We start from the raw sequence: 16,001 nt of genomic DNA, 5'->3' as shown, positions 1-16,001 counted from the left end.
CTTCAAGATCCCGACTCTCGGCCATCGCAGACGATAGAACGCGAGACCGGTATTTCGGGCTATTACGGGACAATTGTTATGAGCGCACTCAACCAGATTATGGATCTCAGATCCCGTATGGGCCAATCGATCATTGGCCAGATCGAGGTGATTGATCGCCTGCTGATCGGTCTCTTGGCCAATGGTAACCTTTTGATCGAGGGCCTGCCTGGTCTGGCCAAGACACGCGCGGTCAAGGCAATGGCGAAGAATATGGATGCAAGCTTTAGCCGCATTCAGTTTACGCCGGACTTACTGCCTTCGGATGTGACTGGGACCGAGATATTCCAGCAGACCGATGCGGGGGGTGAGTTCAAGTTCGAACCGGGACCGATTTTTGCGAACATCGTACTAGCGGATGAAATCAACCGTGCGCCCGCCAAGGTGCAGGCGGCGTTGCTGGAAGCGATGGAGGAACGGCAGGTCACTGTTTCAGGAACCACGCATAAAATGGATCCTCTGTTTATCGTTATGGCCACCCAGAACCCCATCGAACAGGAAGGTACCTACCCACTGCCCGAAGCACAGATGGATCGATTCCTGATGCATGTTCAAATCACTTACCCCCCCGTCGAAGACGAGGTTGAAGTTATTCGCCTGGTCCGGGGCGAAGATCTTGCTGCCAACAAAGGTGGGGCGCGTGAAACTCCAGCCGCGATACCACAGGAAGCCATCTTTGCGGCAAGGTCAGAGATCGGTCAAATCCATGTGTCTGACGCGATGGATCGTTATATGGCCGACCTCGTGCAGGCGACGCGTACGCCCGAAGCTTTGAGCCCCGAACTCGCGAGTTGGATTGAGATCGGCGCCAGTCCACGCGCCTCACTGGCGTTGGACAAATGCGGGCGCGCCCATGCCTGGATGAACGAACGCGATTATGTCGACCCTGCAGACATCCGCGCCATTGCGCATGACGTATTTCGTCATCGCGTTACACTCAGTTTCGAAGCACAAGGATCAGGCAAATCCGCAGATGACGTGATCGCAGAACTCCTTCGCCTGGTGGCGCTTCCCTAATCGCTAAGGAAAACGGCTGCATGACCCTGACTGCGCCATATCCGAACGACCCACGCGTCCGTGTCGACGCGGACCATCTATTGCAATTGGGCCCCAGATCGCAGGCACTCAGCCTGTTACCGCGTCAACCCGCGCGCTCGATCCTGAATGGTCGTCACGCCTCGCGTCTGCGTGGTCGCGGCCTGAATTTTGAAGAATTGCGTGGCTATTTGCCGGGCGACGATATCCGAACCATCGACTGGAAGGTCACTGCACGAACCGGAAAGCCCCATATTAGAGTCTACACCGAAGAACGTGATCGCCCTGCCCTGCTGTTGGTCGATCAGCGCATATCGATGTTCTTCGGAACAGAAGTCTATATGAAATCTGTCATCGCTGCCGAAGCCGCAGCAATTTCTGCGCATCGAATTCTTGGTCAAGGCGATCGTGTTGGAGGTCTCGTATTCAGCGATACAGACGTTGCCGAGCACAGACCACAGCGCCGCGCGGCAGCTCTTACGCGGTTCTTGTCCTCCATCGGAACAGCAAATTCCTGCTTGCATGCAGGTTTGACCCCACAGCCAACCGTGTTTCTGAATGACATGCTTTTTGAGGCGACCCGCATCACCCAAACCAGTGGACTAATTTGCCTGTTCTCAGACTGCGACGGGCTCAATGAAAGATCGGAGAATTTGTTGCGTCAACTGGCGTTCTCAAACGATTTGATCGTTTTCAATATCGCGGATCCAACTGCAAAGACCCTCGCGCCTAACCTGAAGATGACGGTCTCAGATGGTAGCGAGCAGATTGAAATCGACAGTTCCGACCCTGAGTTATCAGACAAAATTCGAAAATCCATGGAGGATAGGTTAGCACAACTGCACACATGGTCCCGACGATATGGTTTTCCGGTAGTTCCTATGACAACCTCTGAACCGGCTTTGGATCAGCTATTGCGCTTATTCGGGCACCGCGGAGGTCGGCGATGAGCATCGATACCACAGGAAAATCTCTGGTTGATCTGTTGGATATGCTAGAACCAGCGCCAAAACCTGAAACTATTTCAATGATGCCCCAGACCTGGGGATGGGTCGTGGTCGCTGTCATCCTGCTGGCATTTTTTTCGGTCGCTACAGTCCTGATACTGCGGCACAGGCGTGCGAACGCCTATAGGCGGTACGCGCTGGCAGAACTCGCATCGCCTGGCATCTCTGTGGCCAAGGTTGCCGAGATCCTTCGGCGTACTGCGTTGGCCGCATATCCTCGCGAGCAGGTCGCAGGGATTCATGGCGAAGATTGGCTGAGCTTTCTATCCCAAACCATTGATAGAAAATCATTAAATTCGGAAGTTTTCCGAGCGTTAGTTGAAGCCCCGTATAAAGACATACCGCCAAACCCCGCTGTCACGCAGCTTGCCCGGCATTGGGTTAAAGCCCACAAACCATATCGGAGAAAGTGATGTTTTCCTTCGCTGCTCCGTGGGTTTTTCTGCTACTTCCGCTTCCGGCGCTGGTCTATTTTTTTGCTCCACCCCATCGCGAAAAAACCACTTCAATTCGTATTCCCTTCTTTCGACGCGTTGCGCAGGCCGCAGGCGTCGAGCCGAATTCTGGCTCAGTCATCCCAGTTCGATCCCGCCTGCAAACGGCAAGCGTCATGTTAATCTGGATTTTGCTGGTTCTGTCGCTGGCTCGACCAGAACAGTTGGGTAATCCCATAGTGATTGAAAAATCTGCGCGGGACGTCGTCCTTGCCTTGGATATCTCGGGCTCGATGGATCAGCGCGATTTCAAATCCGAGACTGGCGGCCCGGTGCAGAGGTTGGAAGCAGTTAAAGATGTCCTAAAACAATTCATCGCCGAGCGCGATGGTGACAGGATGGCCCTCATCATTTTTGGAACACGCGCGTTCATACAAGCGCCGTTTACAGAAGATCTTAATAGTTTGAATGGCTTCCTAGATCAAACTCACGTTGGCATGGCTGGTCCGAACACTGCCCTGGGTGACGCGATCGGGCTTGGGATCAGAACATTCGAGTCCAGCGAAGTGGATCAACGCCTGATGATCGTCCTAAGCGATGGGGCCGATACATCCAGCCGTATGACGCCTGTAAACGCGTCGGCGATTGCCGCGGAAAAGAATGTGGTCATCTATACGATTGGTGTTGGAGACCCTAATGCTACGGGCGAAGATCGCGTGGACCTGCAAGCGTTAAAGGACATCGCGGATCGCACCGGTGGAGAATATTTCTTTGCAGATGATGCGTCGGCCCTCGCACAGACCTACGAGCGCATAGATCAGCTAAACCCCAGAATAGTAGAAACTCAAAGCTATCGCCCGACAAACAGCCTTGCCCATATTCCATTGGCGATTGCGCTGATCGTTATTCTTATCAGCACAACCTGGTTCCATTTTGCTCAGCAGCGCAAGGGGGTTGTTCAATAATGGAATTTCCTGATTTCCATTTTATTCGAGGTTATTACCTTCTGTTTTTAATCCCAATCGTGGCGTTATGGTGGTTGATCAGACCCAAGCCTGCGGCCGAAACCAAGCTACCCTCAGGGATCGCTCCGCATCTGGCGACCGCATTGCAGCTTGGCAAGACTGAAACCCGTCGCATTCAACCAATTGATATTGCGATGGTCATCGCCACACTTGTTGCCCTCGCGGCCTCCGGTCCAACCTGGTCGCGTGCACCCAACCCGCTAATTGCAGATACCGCCCCGTTAGTGATCGCTCTAAAGGTCACCGACAGCATGGAGAACACGGATATTGCTCCTTCACGGTTGGACCGAGCACGGTTCAAGATCGCTGATCTGATCGATGAGCGCGCTGGAGCCCGCACTGCGCTGATCGCTTATTCCGGAACGCCGCACCGAGTTGCTCCCCTAACCGAAGACGCCAACATTCTTCGCCCTCTGCTTGAAGGCTTAACGCCGGCTGTGATGCCAACCCCAGGCGACGCAGCGGCCGATGCTCTCGATTTAGCGCAATCCATACTGGATGAAAGTGAGAGCCCAGGGGCAGTGCTGTTTGTTTTGGATGACTTAGACCCGTCTCAGGTATCTGGATTAAACACTTCGACTGACGACATTTTCTTTCTCACTATGCTGCCCAATGGTGAGCGAATTGTTCAGCTAGGCAACGTCCAAGGCGCATCCGTGATAGCGTTTTCGGATGACGATCGGGACATCAGTCGTCTGCAGCGTCAAATCCAAACTGCCTACACTGCAGCACTGGATGATGATAAGCGTCTTGATTGGCAGGACAATGGCTGGATCTTGGCATGGCCTGCTGCGTTACTATCACTTTTTTGGTTCAGAAGAGGCTGGGTGATCCGCTGGGCACTACTGGCTTTGATGATAATACCACCATCAGGAGTTCGAGCCGAAGGGTGGAAAGATTGGTTCCTTACGGCCGATCAGCAAGGTCAAATTGCAATGAATCAAAAGCGCTTTGCTGAAGCGGCGGAATTGTTTGAGGGCTCGTATCACAAGGGATATGCCTATCTCAGGGACGGTCAATATTCAGAGGCGTCCTCCATATTTGCCGGGCTGGACACACCGGAAGCCGCATTTGCTGAAGGTATGGCGCGAATACGGAACCGTGAGTATCGCCCAGCCATATCCGCCTTCGAGACCGCCTTGGAACGGCGTCCTGAATGGCCCGAAGCGCAGCACAATCTCGAGGTGTCGAAAGCCATCCTTGATTACATTGAAACGACCCGCGAACAATCTGATACGGGTGAAGAGGCTGGCATTGGTGCGGATGACACGGTGTTCGACAATGATGCGGCCCGTGGTAACGAAACTACGGTTCAAGCTCCTAAAGAAGGGCCGCAAACCCTTTCGGCCGATCAATGGATCAGCTCAATAGATACTGACATGCAAGACTTTCTGCGCAATCGTTTTCTTCTTGAAAATCAGGAGCGAACAGAATGAGATACGTTACTTTCTTTATTCTTTTTCTTGCTCTTCCAGTATTTGCGCAGAATAACGATGCGACTGCCCCTCAGGTCTCGGTCGAAGCGCCTGATGAACCGGTCATTGTAGGGCAACCAGCGATCGTTCGAATCAAAGTTCTAGTGCCAACATTCATGCCACAACCTCCGGTGTTTCCCTCTTTAGAACAACAAAACCTCGTGGTTCGTCTTCCTGAACGTGCCTCTGGACCAATCAGCGAGACGGTGAACGGAGCGACCTGGTCCGGTGTGCAGCGCAGCTATCGCCTATACCCTCTGGCAACAGGTCCGGTTGCGTTTGACTCGCAAGAGGTGGTTGTAACTTATGCCGATCCTCAAACCAACGATCCAATTCAGGTTTCGTTGGCGCTTCCGCCTGTACAACTCAGCGCCGAGATTCCGGAAGGTGCTCGTGGTCTTGATCCGTTAATCATCGCAAACGGGTTTTCGCTCCAGCAGCAAATAGAAGGCACGACAGATATGCAGGCTGGTGACGCCATTACGCGCGATTTGAGCGCGCAGATATCTGGCACGACGCCTCTGTTGATCCCAGTGCTCACACCTCACGAGCAAGACCCGTTGTTGCGCGCATATCCTACGGAGCCGCGCATTACAGAAACCGAAGATCGAGGGGTGTTGTCCGGACAACGCATGGAGAAGACGGTTTATATTGCGCAAGAGGGTGGCCAGACAAGGTTGCCAGCTGTGTCAATCGATTGGTTTAACTTGCAAACCAAACAAATTGAAACGGCCTCGGTCCCAGCGACCGAGCTAACGCTGGCACCACCAAAATGGCAGCCGCCGGATATTGAAACCCTCGCAAAGGCTGCATTCTGGATCGCGATTGTTGTTTTGGCATTGTGGGCCGCAGTGCGATCTCTGCGCCCACGCTATCAGCGCTGGAAAGACAAGCGACACAGTAGATACCTTGCCTCTGAGGAATACGCCGCCGAAGCTTTGAGAGCAGCATTGCGAGCTCGAGATTTGTCTGCAGCTTATGATGCTATAGAACTTTGGAAAGAGCGCAGCCTCCAACCAGAGCGCGCCGCGCCCCTTGAGAGCAGCCTGACCCAGATAGGTGCTGAGCGGTATTCAAAGAAGAGCCAAATTGGCTTTGAGGATTGGAGTGCGGTCATGCGGAACCTGAATGCTCTGAATAACTCTAGTCGTCCCAAACCGGGTGTGTTGCCGCCACTTAATCCCTAGGATTCAACTTTGACAGCTTGCGATTAGTTTGCGCCTGTCGATCAGACGTAGTCGACCATATCCCAGCTCAACTAGGCCTAAACCTGAGAGTCGATGCAGGTTACGATGCAACGTTGGTTGAGACACTGCGACCATCGCAGCCAGCTCATCCTGCGAAACAATAATCCAGCCGTCGGATTTCGAGGCGCCCTCGTCCAAATGCAGCAGACGTAAGACAAGGCGCTTCTCCGACCCCGTAACTGCCAAGTTGGCCATGATCCGGAGGGCTGTTTTCATGTTTTCACGTGTTAACGCGTAGAAATCACGGACATATTCCGGATTCTCTTGCACCATTCTTTCCACCCGTGAACTGGGAAAAAACAATGTACGCGTCTGTTGGGTGGTCATCACGCTGACCAGTCTTTGCGCTTCGGCGAAAAGAGCAAGATCTCCAATCCAGAAACCTGCACCTTCCCGGTGCACAACAAATTCTTGCCCGTCATCGGCGGGCGCCGTGATCTGAACAGACCCATCAAGCACAGCGTGAATACCATTTGCCGGGTCACCATGGTGATAGAGTGTTTCGCCTGGATCAAACGTTCGGACAACCGCGCAAGTCATCAGATCATTCTGAAATTTCGGCTCGCGTGCCCCAAACCAGTCGGTTTGGGTCAGGATCTGCATATCATCATCATTATCAAACATTTGTATCTTTCAAAATGATCATATGATAGGTTTTAGACACGTTTCATCGCTTAAAGTAGTTCTGTTCGATTCCCGGTCCATTACATATTTTTTCTTCCGGCAATCAACAGCTTGCACGCGGCTATCGAGTTCAATTTAGCCGCTGCCTCTAAAACTAAATTTGCTGGGCCATTAAGGCTCGTTTAATCAGGAGCACCCTATGTCACCTCCACAAATGATTGCAGATAGCTGGCGCGAATCGATGCGCAAGTTCGCAGTGGCAACCGTTGCTGTTGCGCTTGCACTGCCCGCCTGGGCGCAGGATCAAAAACCTAATATTCTTGTGATATGGGGCGATGACATTGGGCAATCGAATATCTCAGCCTACACCATGGGCCTCATGGGATATCAGACACCCAATATCGATCGCGTGGCCAATGAGGGCATGATCTTCACCGATTACTATGGTGAGCAATCCTGCACTGCTGGTCGCTCATCCTATATCATGGGACAGTCCGTGTTCCGGACAGGCCTGTCCAAGGTCGGTCTTCCGGGGGCTGATCTTGGCATGCAGGTCGAAGACCCAACCATACCTGGTTTGTTGAAAGACCACGGTTATGTCACTGGTCAGTTTGGCAAAAACCATCTTGGAGACAAGGATGAGCACCTGCCAACAAACCACGGTTTTGATGAGTTTTTTGGCAATCTCTATCACTTGAATGCTGAAGAAGAACCAGAAAACGAGGACTATCCGGGTGACCGGGTATTGGCTGATGGCCGCACCTTCCGCGAGGCGTATGGGCCGCGCGGCGTTATCAAATCAAAGTCAGATGGTACCATCGAAGACACGGGCCCCTTGACCCGCAAACGCATGGAAACTGTTGATGACGAAACCGTGGCGGCGGCGATTGATTTCATCAAGCGGGCACATGAGCAAGGGCAACCCTTCTATGTCTGGTGGAATGGTACCCGCATGCATTTCCGTACCCACGTCAAAGACGAGATGCGCGCAAAAGCCAATGAAATCTCAGGTCGCGTTGCGGATGAATACACCGCAGGCATGATCGAACATGATATGCATGTGGGTCAGCTGCTGGATCTGCTGGACGAGCTTGGCATCGCCGACAATACCATAGTTCACTATTCCACAGACAACGGTCCGCACATGAACACATGGCCCGATGCGGCCGCAACGCCGTTCTGGGGTGAAAAGAACACCAACTGGGAAGGCGGATGGCGCGTTCCCTCGATGGTCCGCTGGCCCGGTCAGATCGAAGCCGGATCTGTCACCAACGAGATCGTGCACCACATGGATTGGTTGCCAACATACCTCGCGGTCGCCGGTGATCCCGAAATTAAAGACAAGCTGAAGGCAGGTTATAGCTCGTCTGGTATGGGGCGCGAATACAAGGTGCACCTGGATGGCTATAACATCCTGCCTCTGTTGACTGGTGAGACTGCCGAAAGTCCTCGCAAAGAGATTTTCTATTTCTCGGATGACGGAGACCTAACGGCGCTGCGCTTCGAAGACTGGAAGCTAATATTCCTGGAGCAGAAAGCCTGGGCAACTCTGCGGGCCTGGATCGAACCTTGGACCGAGCTGCGCATACCCTTGATCGTTAACCTGCGCCGTGATCCGTATGAGCGTGCCTACCGGACCTCTAACACCTATTACGATTGGCTGTTGGACCGAGCCTATTTCCTAGTTCCTGCGCAGCAGTATGTTGGTAGTTTTCTGAGCACATTCCAGGAGTTCCCACCACGTCAGAAAGCGGCCAGCTTCAACTTGGATCAGGTTATGGAGAAGTTAACAACACCGACCAACAATTAGGCCTTGAATGAAACTCTTAGGGTCGCCCTCTACAGGGCGGCTTTTTTCCTTTCTGAAAATGTCGAGAGTCATATGCGATACGCCGCTCTAGCTGCCGTGCTCAGCTGCACCCCCCTCACACTGTTCGCAGACCCACTTCCGAGTTGGAACGATTCTGATTCAAAAAATACGATTATTGAGTTCATAGGCAACGTCACAGATCCAAGAGGGCCGAACTATGTCACCCCCGCCGACCGGATCGCGGTGTTTGACAATGACGGCACGCTCTGGGCTGAACAACCGGTTTATTTTCAATTCATATTTGCCATGGACCAACTGGCAGAGCTTGCTGCACAAGACCCGTCGATCTTATCGACGCCAGCCCTGAAAGCGGCCGCCGAGGGTGATCTGCAAACCATTCTGGAAGGCGGGCACGACGCTCTGATTGAAGTGGTTAACGCGTCGCATTCCGGCAGCAGCGTTGAAGTGTTCCAGGCGTCGGTGGCCGACTGGCTGGGCACTGCACGACATCCCGAGACCGATCTGCCTTACGACCAGATGACCTATCAGCCGATGGTCGAGCTGTTGCGTTACCTGCGGGATAAAGATTTCAAAACCTATATCGTTTCGGGCGGAGGCCTGCATTTCATGCGCGTATTCGCCGAACAGGCATATGGCATCCCGCCCGAACAGATTCTGGGCACGTATGGAGAAACAACCTATGACAGCGTGGACGGCACACCTGTAATCAACAAGGCCCCCGGCATCGCCTTCATCGATGACAAAGAAGGCAAGCCAATCAACATCGAGCGCACCATCGGCAAGCGCCCCATATTTGCTGGGGGAAACTCGGACGGGGATTTTGCCATGCTTGAATGGACCACCGCAGGCGACGGGCCACGGCTGGGCGTTTTGATACACCACACTGATGCGGACCGTGAATGGGCCTATGACCGCGAAAGTCCGATCGGTCGGCTGGTCGACGGGTTGGATAAAGGCCCTGACATGGGGTGGGTCATCGTTGATATGGCCAATGACTGGTCGCGCATCTACACTGGGGCCAACTAACAAACCGGATCATTGCGCACCCATGTGGACATTGCTCGTTTCGTTTTTTCTGTTTGCGCTCTATTGCCTAGCGGTCGTTTTTTCCGTGCGCGCTGCTCAAACGGCGCGCACACCTCAGGGTGCAGTTGGGTGGGTGGTTTTCCTGCTGTCAGCGCCGGTGTTTGGCGTTCCTTTCTATCTGTTTCTGGGGCACCACCGCTTCAAAGGCTATCGCATCGCGCGACAGGAAAGCGAACGTGTGGTGGAAGGGATCAAAACCTTTGCCGACTACTCGAAACCTGATCCTAAGACGATGCGCATCAATCCGCGGCCATTCGAGGCTCTGGCACACCTACCCGTCTCACGCGGCAACGGAGCCGAATTACTGATTGATGGTGATGTCACGTTTCAGTCAATACTGGACGCAATCGACGGGGCAAAGAATTATGTCCTGATCCAATTCTACATCGTGCGCGATGATGAGCTGGGGCGAAAAGTACAAGATCGGCTGATTGCAGCGGTCAAACGCGGCGTTCATGTTCGGTTTATGACTGATGCCGTAGGCAGCTATGGCCTGCCGTCGAGCTATCTGGAAACACTGCGCGGGTCGGGTGTGGATGTGGCTGATCCGCGCGAACAGCGCGGGCCGAACTTCCGCTTTCAACTCAATTATCGCAACCATCGAAAGACCGTGATCATTGACGGTGAGACAGGCTTCATCGGCGGCCACAACGTTGGTGTCGAGTATCTGGGGCAAAGCCCTCGGTTCGGGCGTTGGCGGGACACGCATATTAAGATGACCGGTCACGTTGTGCGGCAGTTGCAACTGATCTTTACCGAAGATTGGCACTGGGCACGCAACGAAGACCTGATCGATAAGCTCGATTGGGCAGGCAGCGAATCTGAACAGGATATGAACGCGTTGCTGGTCGCTACTGGTCCGGGCGATGATACCGAAACCGGCGCGATGATGTTCTTTTCTGCCATCGCCGAGGCCAAGGAACGGCTGTGGATCGCCTCACCGTATTTTGTGCCCGACATCGACATCATGACCGCGTTGCAACACGCGGCGTTGCGCGGCGTGGATGTGCGGATACTCGTGCCCGATGTCATTGACCATCGCCTGCCCTGGTTAGCGGCATTTGCGTATTTCGATGAAATTCGCGACTGCGGTGCACGTGTGTTTCGCTATACCGATGGCTTTATGCATCAGAAAGTGTTTGTCGTTGACGATACACTGGCAGCTGTTGGTACCACCAATCTGGACAACCGATCTTTCCGTCTGAACTTTGAGGCGATGGCGCTGTTTTTTGATCCCCGCGCGGCACGTGCTGTATCTGACATGCTGGAAACCGATTTCCATTCTAGCTACGAGTTGACGCGCGACCTGCCTCAGCAGCCGTTTCACATCCGGTTTTTCGCGCCAATCGCGCGATTGTTCGCGCCGATCCTTTAGTTCAGGAACCGTTCTTCAAACACCCGCGTCATTAGGGCGACGAGGAATGCCGTAGACAACCCAAAGGCCAGAAGTCCAGTAACCGAGGCGAATGCGCCGAAAATACGCAAACCTTCGCCCAATACGATGTCTCCGTAACCCAGCGTCGTGAAAGTCACCAACGAGAAATAAAGGGCCGAATTCCAATCCGGCAGCACGTCGCCCCACACCCATACAATCGCCCAGATCCAAACTTGTACCGTATGGGTAAGCACAATGAACATAAGCGCTACGCTGATCGGGCCCGCAGTTGCCAGGATCGTGCTCCGGGTCTCCCATCTTTCGACGAGTTTGCGAATGACCAGAACGCACCATGTCAGCAGCATGATTTCGATCAGAAAACAAATACCTAAGTAAAAGCTGCCCCAAATAATCTGCTGCGACAATGTCATATAGATGGCCTTTGTTCCGATTGCAGCCAGCATGGAACTTTCGCGCGCGCTGAACAACCCCGCGCTCAAGGTGCGGGCTGCGGCGAATAGAACCGATCTCTGCTCTGGACACTGTTTCGTTGCGCTGCACATTGTGACAGAACGAATGAGTGTTCAAATGTTGCTATCGATTGATCATGTCCAAAAATCCTATCCCGGCGGACGCCCGGTCCTGAATGATGTCTCGCTGACCTTGGAACAAGGCCAGACCCTGGCGCTGACCGGGGAAAGCGGCAGCGGCAAAAGCACTTTGCTGCACTTGGTTGCCGCATTAGATGGGTTCGATGGCGGGGAAATCACTCTAGATGGAAGGCCCATGTCGTCTCTGAATGACATTGAGCGTGCTGCCTTGCGCCGAAATACGCTGTCATTGGTGTTCCAGCAGTTTAATCTGATCCCGTCGCTGACCATCGCTCAAAACCTTTCAATCCACGCGCGGCTTGCTAAACGTGAGGACCCAGAGTGGATCGAGCATCTGACCAAGCGTCTTGGACTTGCCGATCTGCGGAACCGCTATCCTGAACAACTATCGGGTGGGCAGCAACAGCGCGTTGCCATTGGGCGGGCCATGGCCATCCGACCGCGATTACTGCTGGCTGATGAACCGACAGGTAATCTGGATGAGACAGCAAGCGCGGTAGTGCTGGATCTGATGCTTTCTTTGGTAGCCGATACAGGGGCTGCCCTCTTGCTGGTCACCCACTCGAACGAGATCGCCAACAGACTGGACCGTCGTGCCCATCTGACGGGCGGACGGATCGAATGACACGCGCTGCAGTCCAGGCGTTACTGTCCCATTGGCGGGCGCATCCATTGCAGTTGCTGACCCTTCTGACTGGCATCGCGCTGGCGACCTGTCTCTGGTCGGCGGTACAAGCGATCAACGCCGAGGCGCGCGCCAGTTATGAGCGCGCCAGCGCACAGCTTGCCATTGGTCAGTTTGACGAACTGCGCGCGACCGGGTCCATGATCCCTCTGTCGCGATATACGGAACTCAGACGCGCAGGCTGGCAGGTGGCCGCGGTGCTTGAGGGCGCGCTGCGCGTAAATGGACGTTCAATACGCCTAATGGGCGTGGATATGGTCGCATATCCTGCCCTGCCCGCCATTATGCAACTCGAGCAAAGCACCAATACGCCAGACCCGGCTGATATGCTGACAGCTCCGGGAAGGCTGCTGATGTCGCCCAAACTTTCGCAGGTATTTCAATCCGCTGACCGATTTCCACCAATCCTCACCAGCGGCGCGCTACCGCCTGATCTGATCCTGACAGATATTGGAGTAGCCGAGCAACTGCTCAACCGCCCCAATCAAATATCCCGACTGATAATATTGCCGGATCAGCCTCGCAAATTGCCAGCTCTGTCGGAAATCGCGCCTGAACTGCAGCGTATTGCACCATCTTCACAATTGGATACCGCCCAACTCACTGACAGTTTTCACCTGAACCTGACCGCTTTTGGTCTGCTTTCATTCGCAGTTGGTTTGTTCATCGTCCACGGTACCGTCGGCCTAGCTTTCGCGCAGAGACGCGGCACAATCCGAACATTGCGGGCCTTGGGTCTTCCAATGCGGAACCTGATCGGGATTGCTCTGGGTGAACTTTTGTTGCTGGCTCTGATCGGAGGCCTATTGGGGCTTGTGCTGGGATATTTCCTGGCCGGCGCGCTTCTTCCAGACGTTGCTTCGACCTTACGCGGCCTCTATGGAGCACCAATCGACGGGCAAATGTCACTGCGCCCTCAATGGGTCGCCGCAGGTCTTGCCATGGCAACAGGTGGCACTCTGGCTGCAAGCGGGCAAGCGCTCTGGCGGCTTTCCCGCATGCCCATACTCGCCGGACCCGGCTTGCAGGCCTGGGGGGGCGGAAAGATATCTGCCTGGATTTCTGGCGGATTTGGATTCGCTTTGATTGCTTTGGGTATCATTGCCTACTTTACTTTCGGCGGACTTATTGCCGGATTTGCACTGCTCGCCGGGGTACTGACTGGGGCTGCATTGGTACTGCCACTCTTCATTTCAGCTGTGTTGGACCTGTTGATCCAAAAGGCAAGAACGCCGGTCACACAATGGGTTCTTGCCGATATGCGCGCGCAGCTGCCCGGCCTTTCCTTGGCGCTAATGGCCCTATTGCTGGCGCTGGCGGCAAATATCGGAGTTGGAACCATGGTTTCCAGTTTCCGCCTGACTTTCACCGGATGGCTGGATCAACGTCTAACTTCGGAGCTTTACGTGACCGCTGCGGATGAAACTCAAGCTGAGGCTATTACTGAATGGCTTGCACCAAGAACTTCAGCAATCCTTCCGATCCGCAGTACCGAGATACCGCACGAAACCGGACCGCTTTTCCTGTATGGGATCGTTGATCACCAAAGCTATCGCCAAAACTGGCCACTGATCGCCAAAGAACCTGATGTCTGGGACAGCGTCCTGAACCGGGGCGCAATCCTGATCAACGAACAACTTGCCCGCCGTGCGAATTTGTGGCCGGGAGATACGGTGGCGATCACGCCGGATCATATTCTGACCATAAGCGGGGTCTATTCCGACTACGGGAACCCAACCGGACAGGCGATCGTATCAATGCCAATGCTGGATCGGATAGTTCCGGATACCGAAACCCTGCGCTTTGGAATCCGCATTGCGCCAGAGAAAGCCACGGAGTTGGCGCAGGCGTTGCGTGCCCAGTTTGAACTGTCGCCCACAGCCGTGGTGCAACAAGCTGTAATGAAGGCCCGGTCGCTTGCTATCTTTGAGAAAACCTTTGTCATCACCTCAGCCCTGAACGTGCTGACCTTAGGCGTCGCAGGATTTGCGATCTTGACCAGTTTGCTGACGTTGTGGACCCAACGCTTGCCTCAGGTCGCGCCGGTTTGGGCGTTGGGCCTGACACGTTCGAAACTTGCCCAGCTGGAACTTTTGCGCAGCGCTCTGCTTGCTGCTTTAACTGCCTGTCTGGCTTTGCCGCTCGGGCTGATATTGGCCTGGGTATTGTTGGCCGTGATCAACGTACAGGCATTCGGTTGGCGTCTGCCTATGCATCTGTTTCCGGGTGATTGGCTGGCGCTGTTTCTGCTGACATTGATTGCCGCAACCCTTGCCGCTGCTTGGCCTGCCTGGCGATTGCTCCGCCTGCCACCTGCGGATTTGCTACAGGTTTTTGCCAATGAACGTTAGAGCTTTCTTCCTATTCTTAATGTTCCCCATAGCTAGTTGGGCACAAGGCTATGCCGGACTGGGAGGTAATGCCGAAGGGTTTGCGCGGCCTGAAGCAGGTTACCAATTCCAGTTCCCGAAAGATCACGGCCCGCACCCTTCTTACCGGATAGAATGGTGGTATCTGACTGCAAATCTCAAAGACGCAGAAGGCAATGACTACGGTGTTCAATGGACTTTATTCCGGTCGGCCCTGAAACCAACTGAGTCAGAGGGCTGGCAGAGCCCTCAGATCTGGATGGGTCACGCAGCAGTAACAACATCAGACACGCACTATTTCGCGGAACGGCTATCCCGTGGAGGTATCGGACAGGCCGGTGTCACCGCCCAACCTTTCGAAGCCTGGATCGACGAGTGGCACATGCGTGGAGGCGATTTGACCCAATTGAGTCTAAGTGCGTCGGGATCAGATTTTGGTTACGACCTAGGCCTACAAGCGCAAGGCCCATTGGTGTTCCACGGGGACAGGGGTTATTCCGTGAAATCTGCCGATGGGCAGGCCAGCTACTATTATTCACAGCCATTCTACACAGTAGAAGGTATCCTTCACCTACCAAATCAAGACATCGAAGTGACTGGACAGGGCTGGCTGGACCGCGAATGGTCCTCGCAACCATTGGCCGAAGATCAAAGCGGTTGGGACTGGTTTTCGCTCAGCTTTGACAACGGCGACAAATTGATGGCGTTTCGCCTGCGTGGGGAACGTGGGGATTTCACAGCTGCCACATGGATCGAGGCGGATGGGCAAACAACATCTCTGCCGGACGGATCGGTACTATTGACACCACTAGAAACAAACCACGTCGCTCAACGCGATATACCTACCAGATGGCAAATATCACTACCTGAGAAAGGTATTGATGTAGTTGCATCGGCCCTAACGCCTAAAGCCTGGATGGGGACTCGGTTCGAGTATTGGGAAGGCCCCGTTACGATCTCTGGCAGCCATCTAGGGCGGGGGTATCTGGAAATGACCGGGTACTGAATATGAACCGACTACCCTTGAAGATCTGTTGAGATGCCCATGGAGAGGATTCGATACTCAAACCAATACGACGAATATCAAACAAATAAGATATTTACCGAATACTCAAAAGATTCAATTTTTCTGAACGTCTATCCGATCACCGAATAATT

The 16,001-nt window shown here is 53.9% G+C and carries 14 protein-coding genes; 12 read left to right on the top strand and 2 right to left on the bottom strand.

All coding sequences use genetic code 11. From position 1 onward, the window contains the following. Positions 1 to 78 precede the first annotated feature (78 nt). The 6 genes from AC2FI7_RS03695 to AC2FI7_RS03670 are packed head-to-tail and all read left to right on the top strand — an operon-like array spanning position 79 to position 6,202. The gene (locus AC2FI7_RS03695) at positions 79 to 1,056 is read left to right on the top strand and encodes an AAA family ATPase (RefSeq protein ID WP_319547218.1); all 978 of its coding nucleotides are present in this window, start codon (positions 79 to 81) and stop codon (positions 1,054 to 1,056) included. A 20-nt stretch (positions 1,057 to 1,076) separates the two neighbouring features. Continuing rightward, on the top strand, positions 1,077 to 2,024 hold the full coding sequence (locus AC2FI7_RS03690) for a DUF58 domain-containing protein (RefSeq protein ID WP_496815273.1): 948 nt from the start codon (positions 1,077 to 1,079) through the stop codon (positions 2,022 to 2,024). Further along, positions 2,021 to 2,494 carry a DUF4381 domain-containing protein gene (locus AC2FI7_RS03685; RefSeq protein WP_010440239.1) on the top strand — a complete coding sequence of 158 codons (474 nt, stop codon included), beginning with the start codon at positions 2,021 to 2,023 and terminating at the stop codon, positions 2,492 to 2,494. Before AC2FI7_RS03690 ends, AC2FI7_RS03685 begins: the two co-directional genes overlap by 4 nt. Further along, positions 2,494 to 3,480, top strand: a complete 987-nt coding sequence (locus AC2FI7_RS03680) for a vWA domain-containing protein (protein ID WP_496815271.1) — start codon at positions 2,494 to 2,496, stop codon at positions 3,478 to 3,480. Before AC2FI7_RS03685 ends, AC2FI7_RS03680 begins: the two co-directional genes overlap by 1 nt. Further along, complete coding sequence (locus tag AC2FI7_RS03675) at positions 3,480 to 4,976, top strand: VWA domain-containing protein (protein WP_496815269.1); 1,497 nt, start codon at positions 3,480 to 3,482, stop codon at positions 4,974 to 4,976. The genes AC2FI7_RS03680 and AC2FI7_RS03675 overlap by 1 nt, the downstream gene beginning before the upstream one ends. Further along, entirely contained in the window at positions 4,973 to 6,202 is a 1,230-nt protein-coding gene (locus AC2FI7_RS03670) for a BatD family protein (protein ID WP_010440242.1), read from the top strand. The genes AC2FI7_RS03675 and AC2FI7_RS03670 overlap by 4 nt, the downstream gene beginning before the upstream one ends. 3 nt (positions 6,203 to 6,205) lie before the next feature. Here the strand turns inward: AC2FI7_RS03670 and AC2FI7_RS03665 are convergent, their stop codons facing one another. Then, positions 6,206 to 6,886 carry a Crp/Fnr family transcriptional regulator gene (locus AC2FI7_RS03665; protein WP_010440243.1) on the bottom strand — a complete coding sequence of 227 codons (681 nt, stop codon included), beginning with the start codon at positions 6,884 to 6,886 and terminating at the stop codon, positions 6,206 to 6,208. Positions 6,887 to 7,127: 241 nt separating this feature from the next. Here AC2FI7_RS03665 and AC2FI7_RS03660 point away from each other — a divergent pair, with 241 nt between their 5' ends. The 3 genes from AC2FI7_RS03660 (at position 7,128) to cls (ending at position 11,178) form a co-directional block, all read left to right on the top strand. After that, complete coding sequence (locus AC2FI7_RS03660; protein WP_037321012.1) at positions 7,128 to 8,696, top strand: arylsulfatase; 1,569 nt, start codon at positions 7,128 to 7,130, stop codon at positions 8,694 to 8,696. Positions 8,697 to 8,768: 72 nt separating this feature from the next. After that, a complete protein-coding gene (locus AC2FI7_RS03655) occupies positions 8,769 to 9,743 on the top strand; it encodes an HAD family hydrolase (protein ID WP_010440245.1) in 975 nt (324 codons plus the stop codon). 22 nt (positions 9,744 to 9,765) lie between these two features. Beyond that, entirely contained in the window at positions 9,766 to 11,178 is a 1,413-nt protein-coding gene (cls, locus tag AC2FI7_RS03650) for a cardiolipin synthase (protein WP_010440246.1), read from the top strand. On the opposite strand, the gene AC2FI7_RS03645 is transcribed toward cls, so the two are convergent. Then, positions 11,175 to 11,609, bottom strand: coding sequence for an ion channel (locus AC2FI7_RS03645; protein ID WP_029621819.1), 435 nt, complete (start codon positions 11,607 to 11,609; stop codon positions 11,175 to 11,177). The two genes, cls and AC2FI7_RS03645, sit on opposite strands and share 4 nt — an antisense overlap. A gap of 157 nt (positions 11,610 to 11,766) precedes the next feature. Between AC2FI7_RS03645 and AC2FI7_RS03640 the strand changes: the two genes are divergently transcribed. From AC2FI7_RS03640 to AC2FI7_RS03630, 3 genes are read left to right on the top strand one after another with little or no spacing between them, the layout of a single operon-like run. Continuing rightward, on the top strand, positions 11,767 to 12,414 hold the full coding sequence (locus AC2FI7_RS03640) for an ABC transporter ATP-binding protein (protein WP_029621820.1): 648 nt from the start codon (positions 11,767 to 11,769) through the stop codon (positions 12,412 to 12,414). Beyond that, entirely contained in the window at positions 12,411 to 14,825 is a 2,415-nt protein-coding gene (locus AC2FI7_RS03635) for an FtsX-like permease family protein (RefSeq protein WP_496815266.1), read from the top strand. Before AC2FI7_RS03640 ends, AC2FI7_RS03635 begins: the two co-directional genes overlap by 4 nt. After that, complete coding sequence (locus tag AC2FI7_RS03630; RefSeq protein WP_319547228.1) at positions 14,815 to 15,849, top strand: lipocalin-like domain-containing protein; 1,035 nt, start codon at positions 14,815 to 14,817, stop codon at positions 15,847 to 15,849. The genes AC2FI7_RS03635 and AC2FI7_RS03630 overlap by 11 nt, the downstream gene beginning before the upstream one ends. Positions 15,850 to 16,001 lie beyond the last annotated feature (152 nt).

It is taken from the genome of Ruegeria sp. YTSA064, assembly GCF_059610325.1.
Note: the sequence above shows the minus strand (reverse complement) of the source record. Positions and strands in the feature narration are given on the sequence as shown.